The sequence below is a fragment of the Ramlibacter sp. genome, from assembly GCF_035655895.1.
GTDB lineage: Bacteria > Pseudomonadota > Gammaproteobacteria > Burkholderiales > Burkholderiaceae_C > Ramlibacter.
Genome location: NZ_DASRTN010000006.1, coordinates 943,578 through 960,331, shown reverse-complemented (window position 1 = coordinate 960,331; position 16,754 = coordinate 943,578). Strand labels below are relative to the sequence as shown.

Annotated in this window: 15 protein-coding genes; 1 reads left to right on the top strand and 14 read right to left on the bottom strand. The window is 70.4% G+C overall.

Annotation, left to right across the window (positions count from 1 at the left end):
• Window positions 1–4: 4 nt before the first annotated feature.
• The 12 genes from VFE82_RS07595 to VFE82_RS07540 form a co-directional block, all read right to left on the bottom strand.
• Window positions 5–997 carry an ABC transporter substrate-binding protein gene (locus tag VFE82_RS07595; RefSeq protein WP_324999649.1) on the bottom strand — a complete coding sequence of 331 codons (993 nt, stop codon included), beginning with the start codon at window positions 995–997 and terminating at the stop codon, window positions 5–7.
• Window positions 998–1,005: 8 nt separating this feature from the next.
• Window positions 1,006–1,770 carry an ABC transporter permease gene (locus VFE82_RS07590; protein WP_324999648.1) on the bottom strand — a complete coding sequence of 255 codons (765 nt, stop codon included), beginning with the start codon at window positions 1,768–1,770 and terminating at the stop codon, window positions 1,006–1,008.
• A gap of 121 nt (window positions 1,771–1,891) precedes the next feature.
• Window positions 1,892–2,629 carry an ABC transporter ATP-binding protein gene (locus VFE82_RS07585; protein WP_324999647.1) on the bottom strand — a complete coding sequence of 246 codons (738 nt, stop codon included), beginning with the start codon at window positions 2,627–2,629 and terminating at the stop codon, window positions 1,892–1,894.
• 97 nt (window positions 2,630–2,726) lie between these two features.
• The gene (locus tag VFE82_RS07580) at window positions 2,727–4,196 is read right to left on the bottom strand and encodes an acyl-CoA reductase (protein ID WP_324999646.1); all 1,470 of its coding nucleotides are present in this window, start codon (window positions 4,194–4,196) and stop codon (window positions 2,727–2,729) included.
• Window positions 4,193–5,290, bottom strand: coding sequence for a long-chain fatty acid--CoA ligase (locus tag VFE82_RS07575; RefSeq protein WP_324999645.1), 1,098 nt, complete (start codon window positions 5,288–5,290; stop codon window positions 4,193–4,195). Before VFE82_RS07575 ends, VFE82_RS07580 begins: the two co-directional genes overlap by 4 nt.
• Complete coding sequence (thiD, locus tag VFE82_RS07570; protein WP_324999644.1) at window positions 5,287–6,132, bottom strand: bifunctional hydroxymethylpyrimidine kinase/phosphomethylpyrimidine kinase; 846 nt, start codon at window positions 6,130–6,132, stop codon at window positions 5,287–5,289. The genes VFE82_RS07575 and thiD overlap by 4 nt, the downstream gene beginning before the upstream one ends.
• Before the next feature lie 327 nt (window positions 6,133–6,459).
• Window positions 6,460–7,047 (bottom strand): 2OG-Fe(II) oxygenase, encoded by a 588-nt coding sequence (locus VFE82_RS07565; RefSeq protein WP_324999643.1) that lies wholly within the window; start codon window positions 7,045–7,047, stop codon window positions 6,460–6,462.
• 2 nt (window positions 7,048–7,049) lie between these two features.
• Complete coding sequence (locus VFE82_RS07560) at window positions 7,050–7,235, bottom strand: hypothetical protein (RefSeq protein WP_324999642.1); 186 nt, start codon at window positions 7,233–7,235, stop codon at window positions 7,050–7,052.
• A gap of 12 nt (window positions 7,236–7,247) precedes the next feature.
• Window positions 7,248–9,557, bottom strand: coding sequence for a YcaO-like family protein (locus tag VFE82_RS07555; protein ID WP_324999641.1), 2,310 nt, complete (start codon window positions 9,555–9,557; stop codon window positions 7,248–7,250).
• Complete coding sequence (locus VFE82_RS07550) at window positions 9,554–10,546, bottom strand: hypothetical protein (protein ID WP_324999640.1); 993 nt, start codon at window positions 10,544–10,546, stop codon at window positions 9,554–9,556. The genes VFE82_RS07555 and VFE82_RS07550 overlap by 4 nt, the downstream gene beginning before the upstream one ends.
• Before the next feature lie 342 nt (window positions 10,547–10,888).
• A complete protein-coding gene (locus tag VFE82_RS07545; RefSeq protein ID WP_324999639.1) occupies window positions 10,889–11,386 on the bottom strand; it encodes a hypothetical protein in 498 nt (165 codons plus the stop codon).
• 171 nt (window positions 11,387–11,557) lie between these two features.
• Window positions 11,558–12,037 carry a MarR family winged helix-turn-helix transcriptional regulator gene (locus tag VFE82_RS07540; protein ID WP_324999638.1) on the bottom strand — a complete coding sequence of 160 codons (480 nt, stop codon included), beginning with the start codon at window positions 12,035–12,037 and terminating at the stop codon, window positions 11,558–11,560.
• Between the two features lie 36 nt (window positions 12,038–12,073).
• Here VFE82_RS07540 and VFE82_RS07535 point away from each other — a divergent pair, with 36 nt between their 5' ends.
• Entirely contained in the window at window positions 12,074–12,811 is a 738-nt protein-coding gene (locus tag VFE82_RS07535; protein ID WP_324999637.1) for a siderophore-interacting protein, read from the top strand.
• Window positions 12,812–13,101: 290 nt separating this feature from the next.
• Here VFE82_RS07535 and VFE82_RS07530 read toward each other — a convergent pair whose 3' ends face one another.
• Window positions 13,102–13,653, bottom strand: coding sequence for a hypothetical protein (locus VFE82_RS07530; RefSeq protein ID WP_324999636.1), 552 nt, complete (start codon window positions 13,651–13,653; stop codon window positions 13,102–13,104).
• 474 nt (window positions 13,654–14,127) lie between these two features.
• Window positions 14,128–16,215 carry a hypothetical protein gene (locus VFE82_RS07525; RefSeq protein ID WP_324999635.1) on the bottom strand — a complete coding sequence of 696 codons (2,088 nt, stop codon included), beginning with the start codon at window positions 16,213–16,215 and terminating at the stop codon, window positions 14,128–14,130.
• Window positions 16,216–16,754 lie beyond the last annotated feature (539 nt).

Sequence of the window (16,754 nt, the reverse complement as noted above, 5' to 3'; positions counted from 1 at the left end):
CTCCTCAGCGTCCCGGCAGCAGGTCGGTCGCGACCACCTGTGCCATGTCGATCGGCTGGCGCACCAGCCCGAGCTGGCGGTAGACGTCGGCTGCCTTCTGGAGCGACGCCACGTCGAGCGCTCCCAATCCCTGCCGGCGCGTCAGCTCGGACACGCTGGCGGCGTTGCGCAGGCGGACCACCTCCAGGTTGAGGTCGGGATCGGTGCCGTCGATCGCGCGCCTGGCGGCCAGCGTGGCCGCCTCGGCCGGGTCGGCCATCATCCAGGCCGCCGCATCCCGGTAGGCGCGCAGGAAGCGGCGCAGCGCCTCCTTGCGGCGCTGGTAGACCTCCTCGCGCACGACGAACAGGTCGCTGGAGACATGCAGCGACTTGCCGACCTCGAGCACGTCGACGTCGCCCAGGCCGCGGCGCCGCCCGACCAGCAGGCCGGTGTCGGTGGCGGCCGTCGCGTCCACCTGCCCCTGCAGCAGCGGGGCGAAGTTCAGCAGGCCCGTCACCACCACGGTGACGTCGGCCTCCGACAGCCCGGCCCGGTGCAGCAGCACCTGCAGGTTCTGCCGGGTGCCGCTGGCCAGGCTGTACACGCCGATGCGCTTGCCCTTGAGGTCGGCCGGCGTGCGGATGCCCGTCTTGCGCAGCGACACCACGTTGAAGACGTTCTGCGGGTAGATGTCGTAGATGGCCCGCAGCTTCTCGCCCTTGTCGAGCGCCGCGAACAGCGACCCCGGATCGGTGAAGGCCACGTCGGCCTGCCCGCTGAGGATGTTGCGGATCGCGTCGCCGCCACCGGCGCCGGGTACGTACTCCAGCGCGATGCCCTGCGCGCGGTAGAACCCCTTGTCGGCATCGACCAGCAGCGGCGTCACTTCGGTGATGGGCTTGCTCCAGCCGGCGACGACGATCCGTTCGGCGGCTGGTGCGGGCTGGGCCTGCGCGAGCGCCGGGAAGGTGGCGGCGCCGGCGATGGCGAGGAGGAGACGGCGGCGTGTGGACATGGTCGGCCTCATGGAGCGGGAAGATAGGGGCGCAGCAGGCGCCGCTCGAGCAGCAGCGTGGCCTGGTACAGCAGCAGGCCGAGCGCGCAGATCAGCACCAGCACGGCGAACATCAGGGGCGTGTCCATGCTGCCTTGCGCGGCGATGATGAGCGCGCCCAGGCCCTGGCTCGCGCCGATGAATTCGCCGACGACGGCGCCCACCAGTGCCAGCACCGCGGCGATGCGCACGCCGGCCAGCACCGAGGGCAGCCCCGTCGGCAGCTTGAGCCGCCAGAACGTCTGGGCCCGGCTGGCGCCCAGCATGCGGAACAGCTCCAGCCGCTCGGGTGGCACCTGCGCCAGCCCGGTCATGGTGTTCTCCATCAGCGGGAAGAAGCAGATCAGGGCCGTGATGACGACGGTGGGCAGCCAGCCGAAGCCGAACCAGACGATGAACAGCGGCATCAGCGCCAGCTTGGGCACGACCTGGCTGACGACGACGTACGGCATGAGCAGGCGCCGCAGCGACGGGGCCTCCGCCAGCAGCACGCCCACCACGAAGCCGACGGCGCAGCCCGCGGCCAGGCCGACGAGCAGCTGCAGGCCGGTGGCGCGCAGGTGCGGCCAGAAATAGCCGCTCGCCAGGCCCTTCCACAGCGCCTGGCCCACGGCCGTGGGCGGGGGCAGCACCAGCGCGGACAGCCCGAAGGCCCTCGCACCGGTTTCCCAGGTGGCGAGCAGCACCGCCAGCAGCAGCCAGCCACCCAGGACGGGGTGCAGGCGGGCGCTCATCGGAGCACCTCCGTGCGTCGCACTGCGGTACGAGCCGCTTCGGGCGGCCGGGCGCGGCAGATCCGGAGCACCTCCGTGCTTCGCACTGCGGTGCGAGCCGCTTCGGGCGGCCGGGCGCGGCTCATGCCCACGCCTCCTCGGCCGTCAGTGCCTCGCGGAGGGTGGCGCAGGCCGCGCCGAACGCCGGGGTGTCGCGAACCGAGGCGGCCGCGTCGACGGCCAGGGTGCGGACCAGCCGCCCGGCGGCCATCACGGAGACGCGGTCGCCCAGGAACACCGCTTCGGCGATGTCGTGGGTGACGAACAGCACGGTGGTGCCCCGCTCGCGGCAGACGCGCAGCAGATCCTGCTGGACTTCCTCGCGGGTGATCGCGTCGAGCGCCGCGAACGGCTCGTCCAGCAGCAGCAGCGAGGGCTGCAACAGCAACGCCCGGGCCAGCGCGACCCGGCTCTGCTGGCCGCCGGAGAGCTGCCGCGGGTGCCTGCCCACCCAGGCGCCCAGGCCGAGCTGCGCCAGCAGGGCGTCGGCGGCGGCGGTGTCGGCGGCGGTGGGCCGGCGCTGCAGGGACACCGGCAGCAGCACGTTGTCGCGCACCCGCAGCCAGTCGAGCAGCGTCGGGGCCTGGAAGACGAACCCGAGGTCGCGCCGGTCGCGCACGGCCTCGCCGCGCAGCAGCACCTGCCCACGCGTGGGATGCAGCAGGTCGGCGGCCAGCTTCAGCAACGTGGTCTTGCCGCAGCCGCTGCGGCCCACCAGGCAATGGAACTCGCCGGCGGCGAGGTCGAGCGACACGCCGTCGACGACCGGCACCGAGTCCGGGTAGCCGAACGACACGTCTTGCAGCTGCAGGAAGGTCATGCGGGCCGCTCCGTCAGGCACGGCGCGACCGCCGGCCGCGCCGAGCTCGCCGGGCCCGGTGCGCGGCGGGCGACGCCATGGAGCCGCCCCGGCGCGCTCACGGCCGGCCCTCCTGCGCATACGGCGCGAGCCGGTCGGCAGCCAGTTCGGCGCTGGGCTCGATGTCGACCATGCGGACCAGGTCCGCCAGGTTGAAGCGGCCGTCGTGGTGCCAGCCCGCCTCGGGCTGGGTCATCGCGCCGAGGGCGGCAACGCGGGTGACACCGGCGGCACCCAGCAACCCGGCCAGCCGGTACAGCTCGGCCGGGGTGGTGGCCAAGCCCACGGTCTGCAAGAAGGGTTCGTGTCCGCGCAGCAGCGGCAGGACGTCGTCCAGCGCGTCCACCGCGCAGACCTGCACGCAGCGGTGCCCGGCCGATGGCGCGAGCGGCCGTGCCTGCCCGCTGAAGGCGACCGCCCAGGTCGACTGCCCGTCGCCCAGCAACTCGTCCCCTGCGCCGGACAGCGCCCGCCACTCCGCCGCCTGCCGCCAGGCGGCGACCGACGCCGCGTCTTCCAGCGACAGCTCGCGGCGCGGGTGGCGGTGCGCCAGGCCCGCCAGTTCGGTCGCCAGGTGCTGGGCGAAGCCGCGCGGGTCCAGTGCGCCGCCGCGCTCGACATAGAGCACGTGCGGGGAATAGCAGCCCTGCTGCTCGTAACGCACCAGGTCGAGGGCGGCAGCACGGGCGGCCGCCGGGCCGCGCAGCGGGTCGAGCGCCGCGCGGCCCACCAGGGCCAGGCCAAGCTTGTGGCCGTAGCCCAGGAAACGGGTGGTCACGGGCAACTGGTCGCGGATGCCGCGCAGCGCGGCGTTGCCGCCGTAGGCCAGCACCGTGTCCGCTTCGCGCCAGAGCCCCGCCGCTGGCTCCGGCTGCTCACCCGGCCACCAGACGATGGCCAGGCAGTCGGCCAGCGGCGGATGGATCTGCGCGAGCAGACGCGCCAGCAGGCTGGCGAAAACGGGCTCGGCACTGGGCAGCTTGCCGACGCTGCCTGCCTTCACCAGCAGGCCGCAGGCCAGGCTCCAGAGCGGCAGCCCGGGCACGTTGCCGGCCCAGCTGTGCCCGAGCAACCGCGGACCGAACGCGCGCACCGCGCCGCCCTTCACCGCCGGCTGGAAGCCATCGAGCACCTTGGGATTGGCGAAATCCTGGGCCACGAAGCGGTGCAGCTGGGGGGCCCGGAACGTCTGCAGGTAGGCGGTCAGGCCCAGCGCCACCATTTCAGCGTCGAGCCCGGTGACCACCGGCAGCAATTCGTCGGCCTCGCGCCGCAGCGGATCGGCCGGGTCGAGCAGACGGGCGACGGCGCGATCCAGCACCCCGACGATCGCATCCACCGGCATGGCTGCCAGGACGGTCTGCGCGGACCCGCGCACGTGCCGCGCCAGCGCCTGCATCTGCGGCTCCGACAGCACCGGCACCTCGATCTCGACCTCGCGTCCATGGGCCGCGAAGCGCAGCCCGTGCCAGCGCACGTCGGCGGTGTCCACACCGGGCAGGTGCCCTGCCCTCCAGCGACGGTTCATGCGCGGGCGGCCTCCAGGAACTCCTGCACGGCCAGCGAGCAGCCCTTGGCCTCGGCGCCTTCGGCGCGGCCCAGGAGCAGGAAGCCGCGCTCGACGGCGATGCCCACGTCCTCGGTGAGGATGGCGGTGGCCGAGTTGAAGTTCGCCAGATCGCAATGGGCGAGCACGCCCCGCTCGCGCGGCGGCATGTCGCGCCCGGTGAGCGGATCCAGCACGCGCGTGCGCACCCAGTGCGGGCCGGACTTGACCGAGGGGACGCGGGCGTTGCCGTCGTCGTAGAACTGCGAGCTCAGCTCGGTCATGCCGTACATGTTGATGCAGCGCTCGCGCGGCACGCCGAAGCCGCGGACCAGATCGTCGTAGAACACGTCGAGCGGCACCTCGCGGGCCTGCCGCTTGTAGCCGCCGGTGTCCAGGATGCGGCTGCCGGGCGGCAGCACGAACTCCCGCCCCTGCGCCTGCAGCGCATCGAGCAGGTGCACGAAGCTGTAGCTGGCGCCGAGCAGCGCGACCGCCTGCCCGCGCGCCACCGCCGCCTCGAGCGCTCGGCACACGCCGTCGACATCGAGCCCCCGGGCATCCACGTAGGAGCGGCTGCCCTCGCCGCCCCAGGTGCGCGCCGCCAGCGAGAGATAGCGGGCCAGGGAGGAATTGGGCAGCTCACGCTCGTCGGGAAAGAGCAGCAGCATGGGCAGCCGGGCCGCGCCGTGCATGAAGCGCCGGGCGAAGTGCTGCTGCATCGAGCGGTCCCAGACCGCGATGGTGGGGTGGTGGTTGCGCCCCTTCACGTCGCCACGGGTGGTGCCGCTGGTCATGAAGACGCGCTCGCAGTCGGCCGGTGGCACGCAGCTGAGCGTCGCGTCCTTGAAGGCGCTGATCGGCACCGGCGGGATGTCGCGCCAGCCCGTCACCCGGCGCGGCGTCATGCCGCGGCGCTGGCAGAACCGCCGGTATGGCTCGTCGTGCGTGTACTGCAGCTCGAACAACTGGCACGCGAGGGCGTCGAACTCGGCGTCCGTGCAGCCGTCCTGGGCCAGGAAGGCCAGCAGGCGCTCGACGGCCTGCTGCAGCGCCGGCGGCAGGGCCGCGGTCATGGCAGCCGGTGCAGCCGCATCGGCTGCGGCGCGTGGCCGTGGTTGAGCGGGCCGCTGCCGACGCCGGTGCGCACGGCCGCCCCGGCTTCGAGCGCGCCGCGCACGAACTCGCGCGCCCGCTGCACCGCCTGGTCGAGCGGGGCGCCGAGCGCCAGCCATGCGGCGGTCGCGCTGGACAGGGTGCAACCCGTGCCATGGGTGTTGGGAGTGGCAATGCGCGGTGCGCGCATCCACACGCGCATGCCGTCCTGCGCCAGCAGCAGGTCGCTCACGGTGTCGCCCGCCAGGTGGCCGCCCTTGAGCAGCACCGCCCGCGCGCCCATGGCGAGCATGCTGCGGGCCGCCGCTTCCATGTCGGCTTCGGTGCGCAATGGCCGCTCGACCAGCAGCGCGGCCTCGTCGAGGTTGGGGGTGACCAGCACCGCCCGCGGGAACAGCTCGCGCACCAGGGCGGCGACGGCTCCGGGATCGATCAGCCTTGCACCGCTGGTGGCGACCATGACGGGATCGAGCACCACCGGCGCCAGCGCATGCCGATCGATCGCCGCGGCCACCGCCTCCACGGTGGGCGCCGAGTGCAGCATGCCGATCTTCACCGCATCGATGCCGATGTCTTCGGCGACGGCGTCGATCTGGTCGGCCAGCATCTGCAGGGGCACCGCATGGATCGCGCGCACGCCCGTTGTGTTCTGCGCCGTCAACGCCGTGATGGCGGTCATGCCGTAGCAGCCGAGGGCGGCGATGGTCTTGAGGTCGGCCTGCACGCCGGCGCCCCCGCCGGAGTCGGATCCGGCGATGGACAGCACGCGCGGGTAGCGCGCCGCGGGCGCGGCGCCGCTCACGGACGGCTCCGGTCAGGATGGGCGGGTGGATTCATCGGACCTCTCCTTCGGCAGATGCACGGGTGCTCCGAAGGGACGGTCCACCCCGGCCGGAAGGCCGAAGGTGAGTGCTCTTCTTACGCCGGTCTGAGCCGGTTCAAGTTCACGGGTCTGGATCTCAGCACGCTGGCGCGTACACCCCGGAGCGCATTCATTGTGACACAGGGGCCGCGACCGGCCACCTGGCATGGCCGCCACGGTCACGGCCTGCCGAGGCTCAGCCGCGCGCGGGGACCGGCAGTGGCGCCGGCCTGGGCGCCACGCCGCGGCGCGCCCGCCACGACGGCCTCAGTTTCGCCAGAGCTTGAACACCAGCACGCGACGATCGGTCGGGCAGATGCGCGAGACCGACCGGCCGACGTGCGGCGGATCGCCGTCGATGATGGCCACGCGGCCGGGTCGTGGCAGCACCGCGCCGGTGATCTCGCTGCGATCGTCGAAGAAGATGGTCTCGCCGGCCCAGGAGACGTTCCATTCCCGGTTGCAGTAGACCAGGACGGTCGTGTGGTTCGCGCGGGAGCCGGCTTCGGCGATGTCCTGGTGCACCCGTCCCTCGGTGCCGAAGGTGTTGGCGCTGAGCATGCACTCGTACAGCCGGGCCGTGCCGGGCAGCGCCGTCTTCACGGCCTCCCAGCATTCGGCGATCGACTGCAGTTCGCCGTCCAGCGCCCGCAGGTCCGGCTCGACGTTGGCCTCGTAGGGTTGGTCCGAGAAAGCGATCGGGTAATACCAGTGCATGTCCAGCTCGTGCGAGCGGAACCGATCCCACCGGTTCAGGAAGTGCAGCGGCATCCAGGCGACCGCCTGGGCCAGCCGCTCCTGCAGATCGGGCGACAGCAGGCCGTCGTCGACCCGGACGTTGGGCCCGAGGAACATGGCTAGCGCTCGATCGCGTCGCCGCAACCGCTGGAGCTGAGCGGCAGGCCAGCCTTGTGCGGCAACCGCGCGCGCCGGACCGCGGTCCAGCGGATGGCCGTCTCCTTCGACTGCTGGGCCGTCGGGGCCTCGCCGCCGGGCGGCGAGGCGGGAATGGCAGGGGAAGTACGCGGGGTCTGCATGGTCATGGTGGCTCCTGGTCAGGGGAAGGGATGGGGAAAGCGGGCGGCGCGGTGGCTGCGTGCCACCAGGCCCAGCGGTTCGGTGCCGGCGCCGAAGGACACCGGCAGCAGGCCTGGCACCAGCGCCTTGACCACCACCAGCGATGTTCGGCCCTGGTCGATGGATGCTTGTGCCGGCGTGATGTCCACGGCGAGCGGCGCCAGGCCGCCAGTCGCGAAGCGTTGCAGGAGTTCGCCAAGGCCGGATGGTCCGTGCGTTCCGGCCAGGCCTGCCTCTGATGCGCGCGACGAGCGCCGGCGGGGAGGAACGGCCACGCCGGGAGAAGGAAACAGCACGGCGTCGGCACGACGGTGATAGCGCCGCAGGCCGTACAGCTCGAAGTGGTGGTCGGGCGTGGCCACCTGATCGGGGCGGGCGAGCGTCGGCTCGTGCCCGTGCACCCACGCGTAGACGCGGGACTCGAGCTCCTGCAGCGCGCCATGCAGCGCCTCCTCGAGCGTGCCGGCGGCAGCGGTGCCCATGGTGGTGAAGTGCAGTGAGCCATGCTGGGCAGAGGCCAGGGCCACGGGCGCCCAGGGTGACGGCAACTGCTGCAGGCAGACCCGGCAGCCGGCGGCTTCCAGGACCTGCACGCGCGAGCGCAGCTCCGCGGGGACGGCACGCTGCTGGACTGGCACGCCGGGCTGCTGGGCCAGCCAGTGCCGCATGAAGGCATCGCGTTCGATGACTTCGAGAAGGGCCCGCCAGCAGGCCTCCTCACGATCGCTGCCGGCAGCGCAACCGGAGGACGTGACATGCGTCACCAGCGGACCGCCACCATGGCCTGCCTGCTCCAGGCTCGCGCGCGAGAACACCAGCCCGGCCAGCACATGCACCGCGGCGCCCGTGAGCAGCTCGGTGGCGACGGTCCAGCAATGCGCGCTGGCCGGATCGAAGCGCGCAAACGGAAAGCCCGGTTGCGCGTGCTGCCGGGCGGAGTAGCGCACCAGCGTTCCCGGATCGATGGCGCCGGGGACGTCGGCCAAACGGCCGGAGCACAGGTGCCGGGGTTGCCGGAACCCTTCGCGCTCGACGGACTCCGCGGCCGCCTTGCGATAGGCGATCCACGGATCGGCGTCGCGGCCCCAGGTGAGCGGACGGTCGTCGTCGGGTGTCCTCACCCTGGCGCACGCGAGGTGGAACGGCATGGCATACCGGTCGGAAGGCCGGTCGACCCACCGGAACTCGAGGTCGGGCGCCGACTGGCCGCCGGCGACCTGGTCCGCCGTGGGACGCGGCCCGAAGATGCCGGCGCCGAGCACGAGTTCGCGCCGCAGCCCGCACAGCTGCGACACCGCGGCCTCGTAGTAGCCTCCGATCGTTGAAAAGCCCAGGTCGAGCGGCGAGGCGGCCAGCCCGGCGTTGTGCAGCGCGGCACCGGCCTCCATGAACAGGTACTGGAGCGCACGGTTGCGGTAGCGCAGCGCGGCCGCCTCCGCGTCGGCGGCCAGGAACACGGCGCCCGTCGCGAAGGACAGTTCCCAGGGCTTGCCGAACGCGCGGGGCAGCGAACGCTGGTCCTGGCCGACCGGAAGCAGCGCCACCGACTTCTCGGCCGGATAGAGCACACGGTAGATGCCCGGAGCATGGCGCCCCACCGGCCGCTGCAGGGCCACGAACACCTGCAGCAGGTGCATGCCGCCCGCGGAAGCGATGGTCCGGCGCGGCGTGACGTGACCGACGCGTTCGTGGCGCGTGCGCACCACGCCGGCAATGGCCCACAGGAACTGCAGGAGCGGCGCCTCGCCGACCGGCCTGTCGTCGAACGTGTAGGTCGAGAGACGGCCGTCGAACAGGTCCGCGAGCGGATGGGATCGCAGGCGCCGTGTGCCGGCGGGAAGCTTGCCGCTGGCTCCGACCTGGTTCCACAGGAAGCGGCGGCAGACCTGGTTGCTGACGCGCGAGGGCGCGACGACGCCGGCCGGGCTGTCCTGGAAGGCGTGGGCAGCGCTGCGCAGCGTGAGCAGGCTCGCGTCGATCAGCGCGCCCTGGGCCAGCAGGAAATCAAGGAACGCCCGGATCTCGCCGGCCGACCCGCCCCCGCAGCGCCGAACCACCTCCTCGAGGGTGCGGCTGCCATCGCACAGCACCTGCACCTGGGCGAGCAGCGCGCGGGGCGCATGCACCTCGACATCCGCCTCGGGCGTGCGCACCGTGAGCCGGCCGCGCTCGATGCAAGTGGTGCCGGCAAATGCCGGGCACAGGCGCGCGGGGTCGCGCAGGCTCGCCACCACGGCCGGCGGCATGGCGTCGTTGAGCACGACGTTGCGACGCGCCCGGACACTCATGTCGGCCGGCCTCCGAAGAGCGACTGGAACACCGGGCCGTAGCCGTCGGGCGGCAGGATGGGGTTGGAGTTCATCTCCAGCCACCAGACCTGGCCCTGTGGATCGCAGACACCGTCGACGGCGAACAGCACCGGCGCCGCGAAGCGTCGGTGCAGCTCGGCACCGAGCACCGAGGCCGCCGCATGGACCTGCTCGCGCACCGTGGCCTCCAGGGACTCCAGGACGTTGTCGGAATCGGCCGTGGGCTGCTCGGGCAGGTAGTCATGGCCATACCGGAAATCGAACCAGGCCGTGGCGTCCGCGGGCAGCACCGACGCGAGGGTGAGCCCCTGGTGCGCCAGGCAGGCATCGAGGACGCCCGTGTCCTGCAGCCTGGCTGGCGTCGCCCCGACCGGGGCGAGTCGCGGCTGCAGCAGGTCACCCACCGTGCTGCTGCCCTCCCCCGTGACGCAGGGCGAGGCACGGCAATGCGCGAAGAAGGCCTGCTCGCCCCAGCACCAGACCTTCAGGCTGCTTCCCTCGACGAACTGTTCCGCGAACAACTCGCCCTGCGCGCTGGTGGACGCCGGCTCGCGCGCCGATGTGCTGCCGGGCGGCCAAGGGCCCGTGATCTGGCTGCCGAACGAGCCCGCAGAGCGCTTGAGCAGGTACGGCTGGCTGGCCTCGCCGGGGGCCCATCTCGCGGGCACGCGCAGGCCGGCAGCCTGCGCGAAGCGCTTGAAGGCGAGCTTGTCGTCGGACAGGTCCCAGCGCAACAGCCCATAGGGCAGCCAGCCGATGAAACCGGTGGCCTCGGGCACCAGGACGTCGCTGTGGAAGAGGCCTCCTTCGCGGCGGCCGAGGAACCGGGGCTTGAGCCGGTAGTAGCGGTTGCGTGCGCGGATCTCCAGCTGGAAGCTGCGCAGGTCCAGGCTGGTTTCAGCACCCATGGCGTCGGCCCAGGCCTTGACCGAACGCATGTGGTTGAGGGTGATGGCGAGATAGGCCATGCGATGCGACGAACCGCCGTGCCGCAACGTTCAAGCCTGCTGCCGGTGCAGCGCAGGCAGGCACCGGGTGCTGTTGTCCTTCGGCGTCGGTTCCATGCGCGTCCCTCTCTTGTTGTCGCCGCCCGTGCGGCGCTGGCGTAGAGGCAGTATGGAACCGGTGGGGCCGGGCGTGACCCGGCGCTGTCCTCCATCCTCGGGAGGACACGCGCAGCTTCCTCGGACCCGCCCAAGCGGCCGTCGCGACACTGGACCGTGGAGCGGGACCCTCGTCGCCCCGGCCACGAACCGCTGGATGCAGCCTCTCGGCGCACCGACGGACCGCGCCCGGGGCCTAGGCGCGGCTCAGCGCGAAGGCGTCGCCGGCGCGGGGTTGGCGCCCATGGCCGAGGTCGGCGGCGCGCCCACGTCCGTCGGCACGGTCGGCTCGCCGCGGCGGGCGAGGCCATTGGACATGGTCTGGCCAGCCACTGCGGGATCGGCCGAGCCCGCACCGGAGGTCCCGACGGCGGCAGCACCGATGCCGACGCCGCCATCGCCGGTGCCCGACCCGCCGCTGCTTCCGCCGGCGCCGCCTGCACCTGCACCTGCACCTGCACCTGCACCTGCACCTGCACCCGAGCCTGAACCGGCGCCGCTACCGGCACCAGCGCCCGACGCGCCACCAGCACCAGCGCCCGACGCTCCCGCTCCGCCGGCGCCTCCTGCGCCAGCGGCGCCGCTGCCGGCGCCCGCGCCGGTGCCATTCGCATGGCTGGCCACGGGCCAGGTGAGACCGAGAACGCCGCTGGCGGCGAGGGAGAACAGCGCGAGGCCGAGCTTGCGGTGGAGATGGGTGGTCATGATCTGCCTTGATTGAAGATGGGCGCGAGGGCGCCGAAGCCGGCAAGCTTGTGCCCAGCGCCGGTCGCGCCCGGTAGGACCCAGGCGAAGGGGACTGTCGGCGTCTGCTTGCGAAGACCTCTGCGGCCGGAGCACGCGAGCAGCTCTGCGTTTGCCGCTGGGGTGGGCCTGTCAGTCAGAGGACGGCAGTGATGCGAGGTTGGCCTGCACGCGGGCCAGCAGAGCCACCAGCTGGGTGCGTTCGTCCACGGTGAGCCCCTTCACGGCCACCGTGGCGAGCTGGCGGCCCTGCCGCCGCACGGCCTGGAGCGCCGCGTCGCCCTGCGAGGTCAGTTGCAGCCGGAGGATGCGCCGATCCTGGGTGTCGGCACGTGCCTCGAGCAGCCCGCGCTCCCGCAGGCCCTGGATCAGCCTGGCCAGCTGGCCCTTGTCGCGACCGGAATGCGCGACCAGCTCGCTGGGCGTCGCGCCAGGATGGCGGGCAAAGAAGCCGAGGACCTTGCTTTCCATGTGGGTGACGCCGTGCTCGGCCTCGCGCAGGGCCCGGAACTGCTGGGCTCGCGACAGGTGCATGACCGAATGGACGAGGTCCAGCACGGTGCCCGCCGGGTCCGAGTCCCGTTTGTTGACATGGTCAACCGATTTGCGCATGATGGATGACATTATCAACCAATCGACTTCCCGACAATGAATGCTGAAACACCCGCCCGCCGGGTGGTGCGCGTGCGCCACGAGCTGCGCCGGCGAGACGTCGAAGTGGCCGACGTCTCGCAGCCGAGCCCCGGATTCGTCGCCGTCACCTTCGCCGGCGATGCACTTGCCGACTTCGTCTCCGAGTCCTTCGACGACCACGTCAAGTTCCTGATCGACGACGGCAGCGGCGGGGTGGTCGGCCGTGACTACACCCCCCGCCGGTTCAGCCGCGAGCAGCGCCGGCTGACGATCGAGTTCGCCATGCACGGCGACGGCCCGGCCGACCGCTGGGCCCGCCAGGCGCGCGTGGGCCAGCGCGTCACCATCGGCGGGCCGCGTGGCTCCATGATCATCCCGAGCGACTACGACTGGCACCTGCTCGTCGGCGACACGTCGGCGCTCCCGGCGATCGCCCGGCGGCTGGAGGAACTGCCCGCCGGCGCACGGGCCCACGTCCTCGTGCAGGCCGACGAGGCAGACCGCCGGATGTTCGCAAGCCGCGCGGACGTCACGCTTGGTTGGGTGAACACGGGCGACGACCTCCTGGCCGCCCTGGCGACACTGCCGCTCCCCGCCGGCGAAGGCTTCGCCTGGGCTGCCGGCGAGGCGTCGATCATGGGCCGGCTGCGCCAGCTCCTGCTCGAGGAGAAACGGCACCCGAAGCAGGCCATGCGCGTGGCCGCCTATTGGAAGCGGGGCGCGGTCGCGCACCACCAGAACCTCGACGACTGAAAGGTGCGCCGCCCTCCTCTCTTCCAAAGACCAACAAGACCCTCGCCCTCGAGGACGCGGTGGACCGCTCCGTGCTGGACCACTCGTCTCGCGAGCACCCTGAGATGGCTGCGCGTCGAATGGCCGCACGTGCGCATCCGCACGCCGGAATGCGGATCTCGCGCGAGCAGGGGAGCTGATCGCCTGCGCGCGAGACTCACCGGCGGGCGGCGGGCCATCCGATCAGCGATGGCGTGACACTGGGGCGCAAGCGGTGAAGGCATGCGGCCGCCGGCCGCGCGCTACCCGACTCACCGGCCAGGCGCCGGGCCGATCTGCCGGACACCCAGCAGGTCGTCGTCGCCAATGCCCAGCATCAACTCGAGCCGGCGCAGGTGGGACTGCCCGAGCGCCCACTCCCCGGGCATCTCGCTGCGGTAACGGCCGTCCAGCCGCGCAGCTTCGGCCTTGGTCATCACCACGATTTCGTTGGCAGCCATCACCCGCTCGGCTGCGTGCCGCGACACGGCACCCTCGGCCTGCCGGATGCGACGGAGCTCATGCACCAGCCGCCGGACGGGCACCGCGTGCTCGCGATGCAGCTGGCGGGCAGTGCCGCTGGCCAGCGCCTGCGGCGTGAGGCGGAAGTACCCCAGCAGGGGTCGGTCGTAGGGGCAGATGCCGTGCGGCGGGTGCTCGGCGGCCCAGTAGTGGTATGCCCGGACAGCCTTCTCGAACACCCGCGAGCCACCGCGCTCGAGCGCCTGGAAGGCAGGCGGCGGCAGGCTGAAGAGGGACGCGATCGCCTCCACGACACCGGATTGGTGGATCAGCGCGCGTGGCACATTCGGGACGGACTGCACGGGAAACCTCCTTGCGCGGCGGGTCGACCCTTCGCAGCCGGCAGCGCGGCGGCCGCATTCCGCCTCACAGAAGAACGGCTCCATGGCCACTGGGGCGCGAAGCGGTGGTCAGTCTCACTGGGTCACCTGCCGAACGGCAGCGTCGCAACGTAACCGCGTCCACAAACTGTGGCTGACGGCCGCCTGGAGGCAGGCAGGGCGGAAGCGGGACCGGACCCAGTCTCGATCGTGAAACGTGCGAAGGCTTGGGCGTGAACAGGCTCGCGTCCGCAAAAGACAAAGGCCCCGCACTTGCGTGCGGGGCCTTGCTGTTCTTGGCTCCCCGACCTGGGTTCGAACCAAGGATCTGGGGAATCAACAGGCAGATCGGCATATTGCCCAGCTGCCCCCTCAATCCTCAATTGAAGTGCTCATATGTCAGGATGTGAATGGATCCCACGCAGAATCAACACGATTCATCGCACCCGCCCCTGTTCAGTTCCAAGTGTACGTCGCGCTCTTGCCGCTCCAGTCAAGCATTCGATAGTTCATCTGAATGGTGCGCTGGGTGCCGGCATCGAAGGCTGGAACAGTGGTGTGCAGGTTCAACGAGGTGGCACCGCGCGCCGCGGGAGTTGCGGCACCAAAGCTGCCGGTGACGGGATCAACCACCGCCTGGACACCGGAAACCTGGGGAGCGGCAGGGTCTTGGATCCAGTCAACGAAAAGCTGTGATTGTGCTCCAGCGAAGCTTCCTCCAGGATCCATCGCTGCGAGCCAGTTTGCGCCTGGAGTATTCCAGGGCAGCTTCGCACCTGCAGTCGCGGAGATCAGATCCGTGAAAAGGCTCCTGTGCACAGTCATCCCCGGTGTCGTGGTGTTGGCGCCGTAAAAGAACTCCACCCGGTAGGACGCGCCCCGCAGGAACTTTCGTTCGTCGAAGCCTTCTCCTGGCTGTGCCCAGATGTGGGCTGTCTGCGGAGTGTCGTTCGGATTGGGTACGAGCGTGGTGGCGTCCGCACCAGTCAGTCCGCGGGTGCGTGACAGCCAGATGTTCGGACAGTTGAACGCGACACCATTGCCGCACTGACTTCCAACCGTCAAGCTACCGGTCTTGTTGAACAGGTCCATGCCGACTTGGCTTGGCTGTGAAGAGACCCTGTAGACGACCCCGCTGCCCGCGGCACCATCACCGGGCAGACCTGGTCCAGCAACGCGGACGAATGCAAGCGGCTGCCCACCCACTATGCTGCCGGGCCCCTTTGTGTTGAAGCTAAATTGAACTCCGCTCTGGAAGGTGCTGAACTTCGCAGTGTTGGCAGGATTCAGCTGCTCGATGCGACGGAGTTGAGCCTTCGGCACGACCTCTGTCGGCAGCTGGTCACCCACCAGCCACCACTCGCTCGGCCTCTCGAGCGATGCACTCCCTGGGAGACGGGCAACCATGGAGATCATGTTGCCTGGGTTCCCTCGGCTGTCGACGAACTTCATGTTCACCATTGCTCGGTCGTAGGCATCGATCGAAGGCGGAATGGCAGTCGATACGGCCGGGTAGAAGGCCAACAGCTCAGGGACGCTGTACTTCGAGCCTGTCGTGCTGTCCGACGTGAGTGATGCATAGATGAACTGGCCCGCGTCGAAACCTGCCTGCAAAAACTCGACCTGGCCGGGGTTGCTCGCCCGCGAAACCAAGTTGGCGCATGCCGAGCCAAACATGGTTACGCGGGGACCGCCCTGAGAGTACGGAACACTGGTATCGACGGCGAGCACTCGTTGTGCAGCCGGAACCGAGAAGCACGTTTCGAAGCCTCTGGCGACCAGCTGCAGTCCGCGGATGAGCGGCTGCAATTTCGCGTCAGGCACGGGCAGTGCCGCTCCTGCGCTTGAGGCCGTCGCCATCAGAACGGGTGACGTACTGTCCACGGTGACTAGGGCAGCCTTCCCGGTGACCGGGTCAAGGCCGACCTTGACAACGTCCAGCACCATGTCCGCTGCGTTACCTGTGTTGGCGGTTGTCGCTGCCACGATATTGCTCGTGAACGGATCGTAGTCCGCAGGAGCGCCGAGGGAGGTCAAGACCGGCTTGAGCTGCGCCACAACATTGCTTGTGAGAACTCGCAGCGCGTTCGAATCCAACGAGCCACCTGCGGCTAGTGTATGCGCCGGTCCGATTGGCGCGAGCTGACCCAGGATGGAAGTCGTGAGCGGGGTTGCGTTGACGATGACGCTCTGCCCAGCCGCCGGGACATCGGTCGCCACGCTCACCAGCGCAGTGCTGTTGCCTGCCGGATCAGACACGACGACGAAGTATGGGGCGAGGCGTCCTGCCTTCAGCGTGCAACTGTACTTGCCTTCGACAGTTGTGGTGACGTCGCTTTCCTCACATGCAGAGGCACCGCTTGCATCGGTGATGACGACTGATGCACGTGCCAGCGCCGCTCCGGTCGCAGCTGTGCCGATCAGCTGGCGTGACCCCGATGTGAGTGCGCCACCGCCGCCACCGCCGTCACCGCCGCCGCCGCAACCCCAAACGAGCATCGCCGCACTGGCGAGGACAACAAGCGATCTCACCTTCAATCCCATCCCGAACTCCCCGTTCAGCCACGCGACTCCCGCGCGGGCCGGATGATGTCACGGCTGAGTTTCAAGTCAACTGCTGGAACGCCCCACAGCTGCCGATCTACCCTCTGGAGGCTTGGCGACTACCACGGATGCACTGGCTGGCATCGTCCGTGATAGCTAGAACCCGAACTTTTTCATCTCGCGCTGAGCGTTCCCCTGTCAAACGCAGTCGGGGACTCGCAACGCTCCGAGGAGGAAGTGCTAGCCATGGACCGGGAAATATCAGTCCGTAATGCGAGCGGGACCGCTGCCATCGTTGCAGTTGAAGCAGACGCCGACGCCCCAGACTCCTGTGTCTTCTACGTCCCAGAGCAGCCTTTGCTGACGCTCAGGGCTCTCCCAGGGACGGGTTGCGGGCCCCAGAAGGGATACTGAGAGTCAACTGGCGCAAAGCGAGACATCGTCTGGTTCATTAATCTCGGTGCAACAGCATTGAATATAAGTCCCATACCAAGCACATGCCCAGCAAAGAAAAAAGCCACAAAGCCTTGCGACCAAGT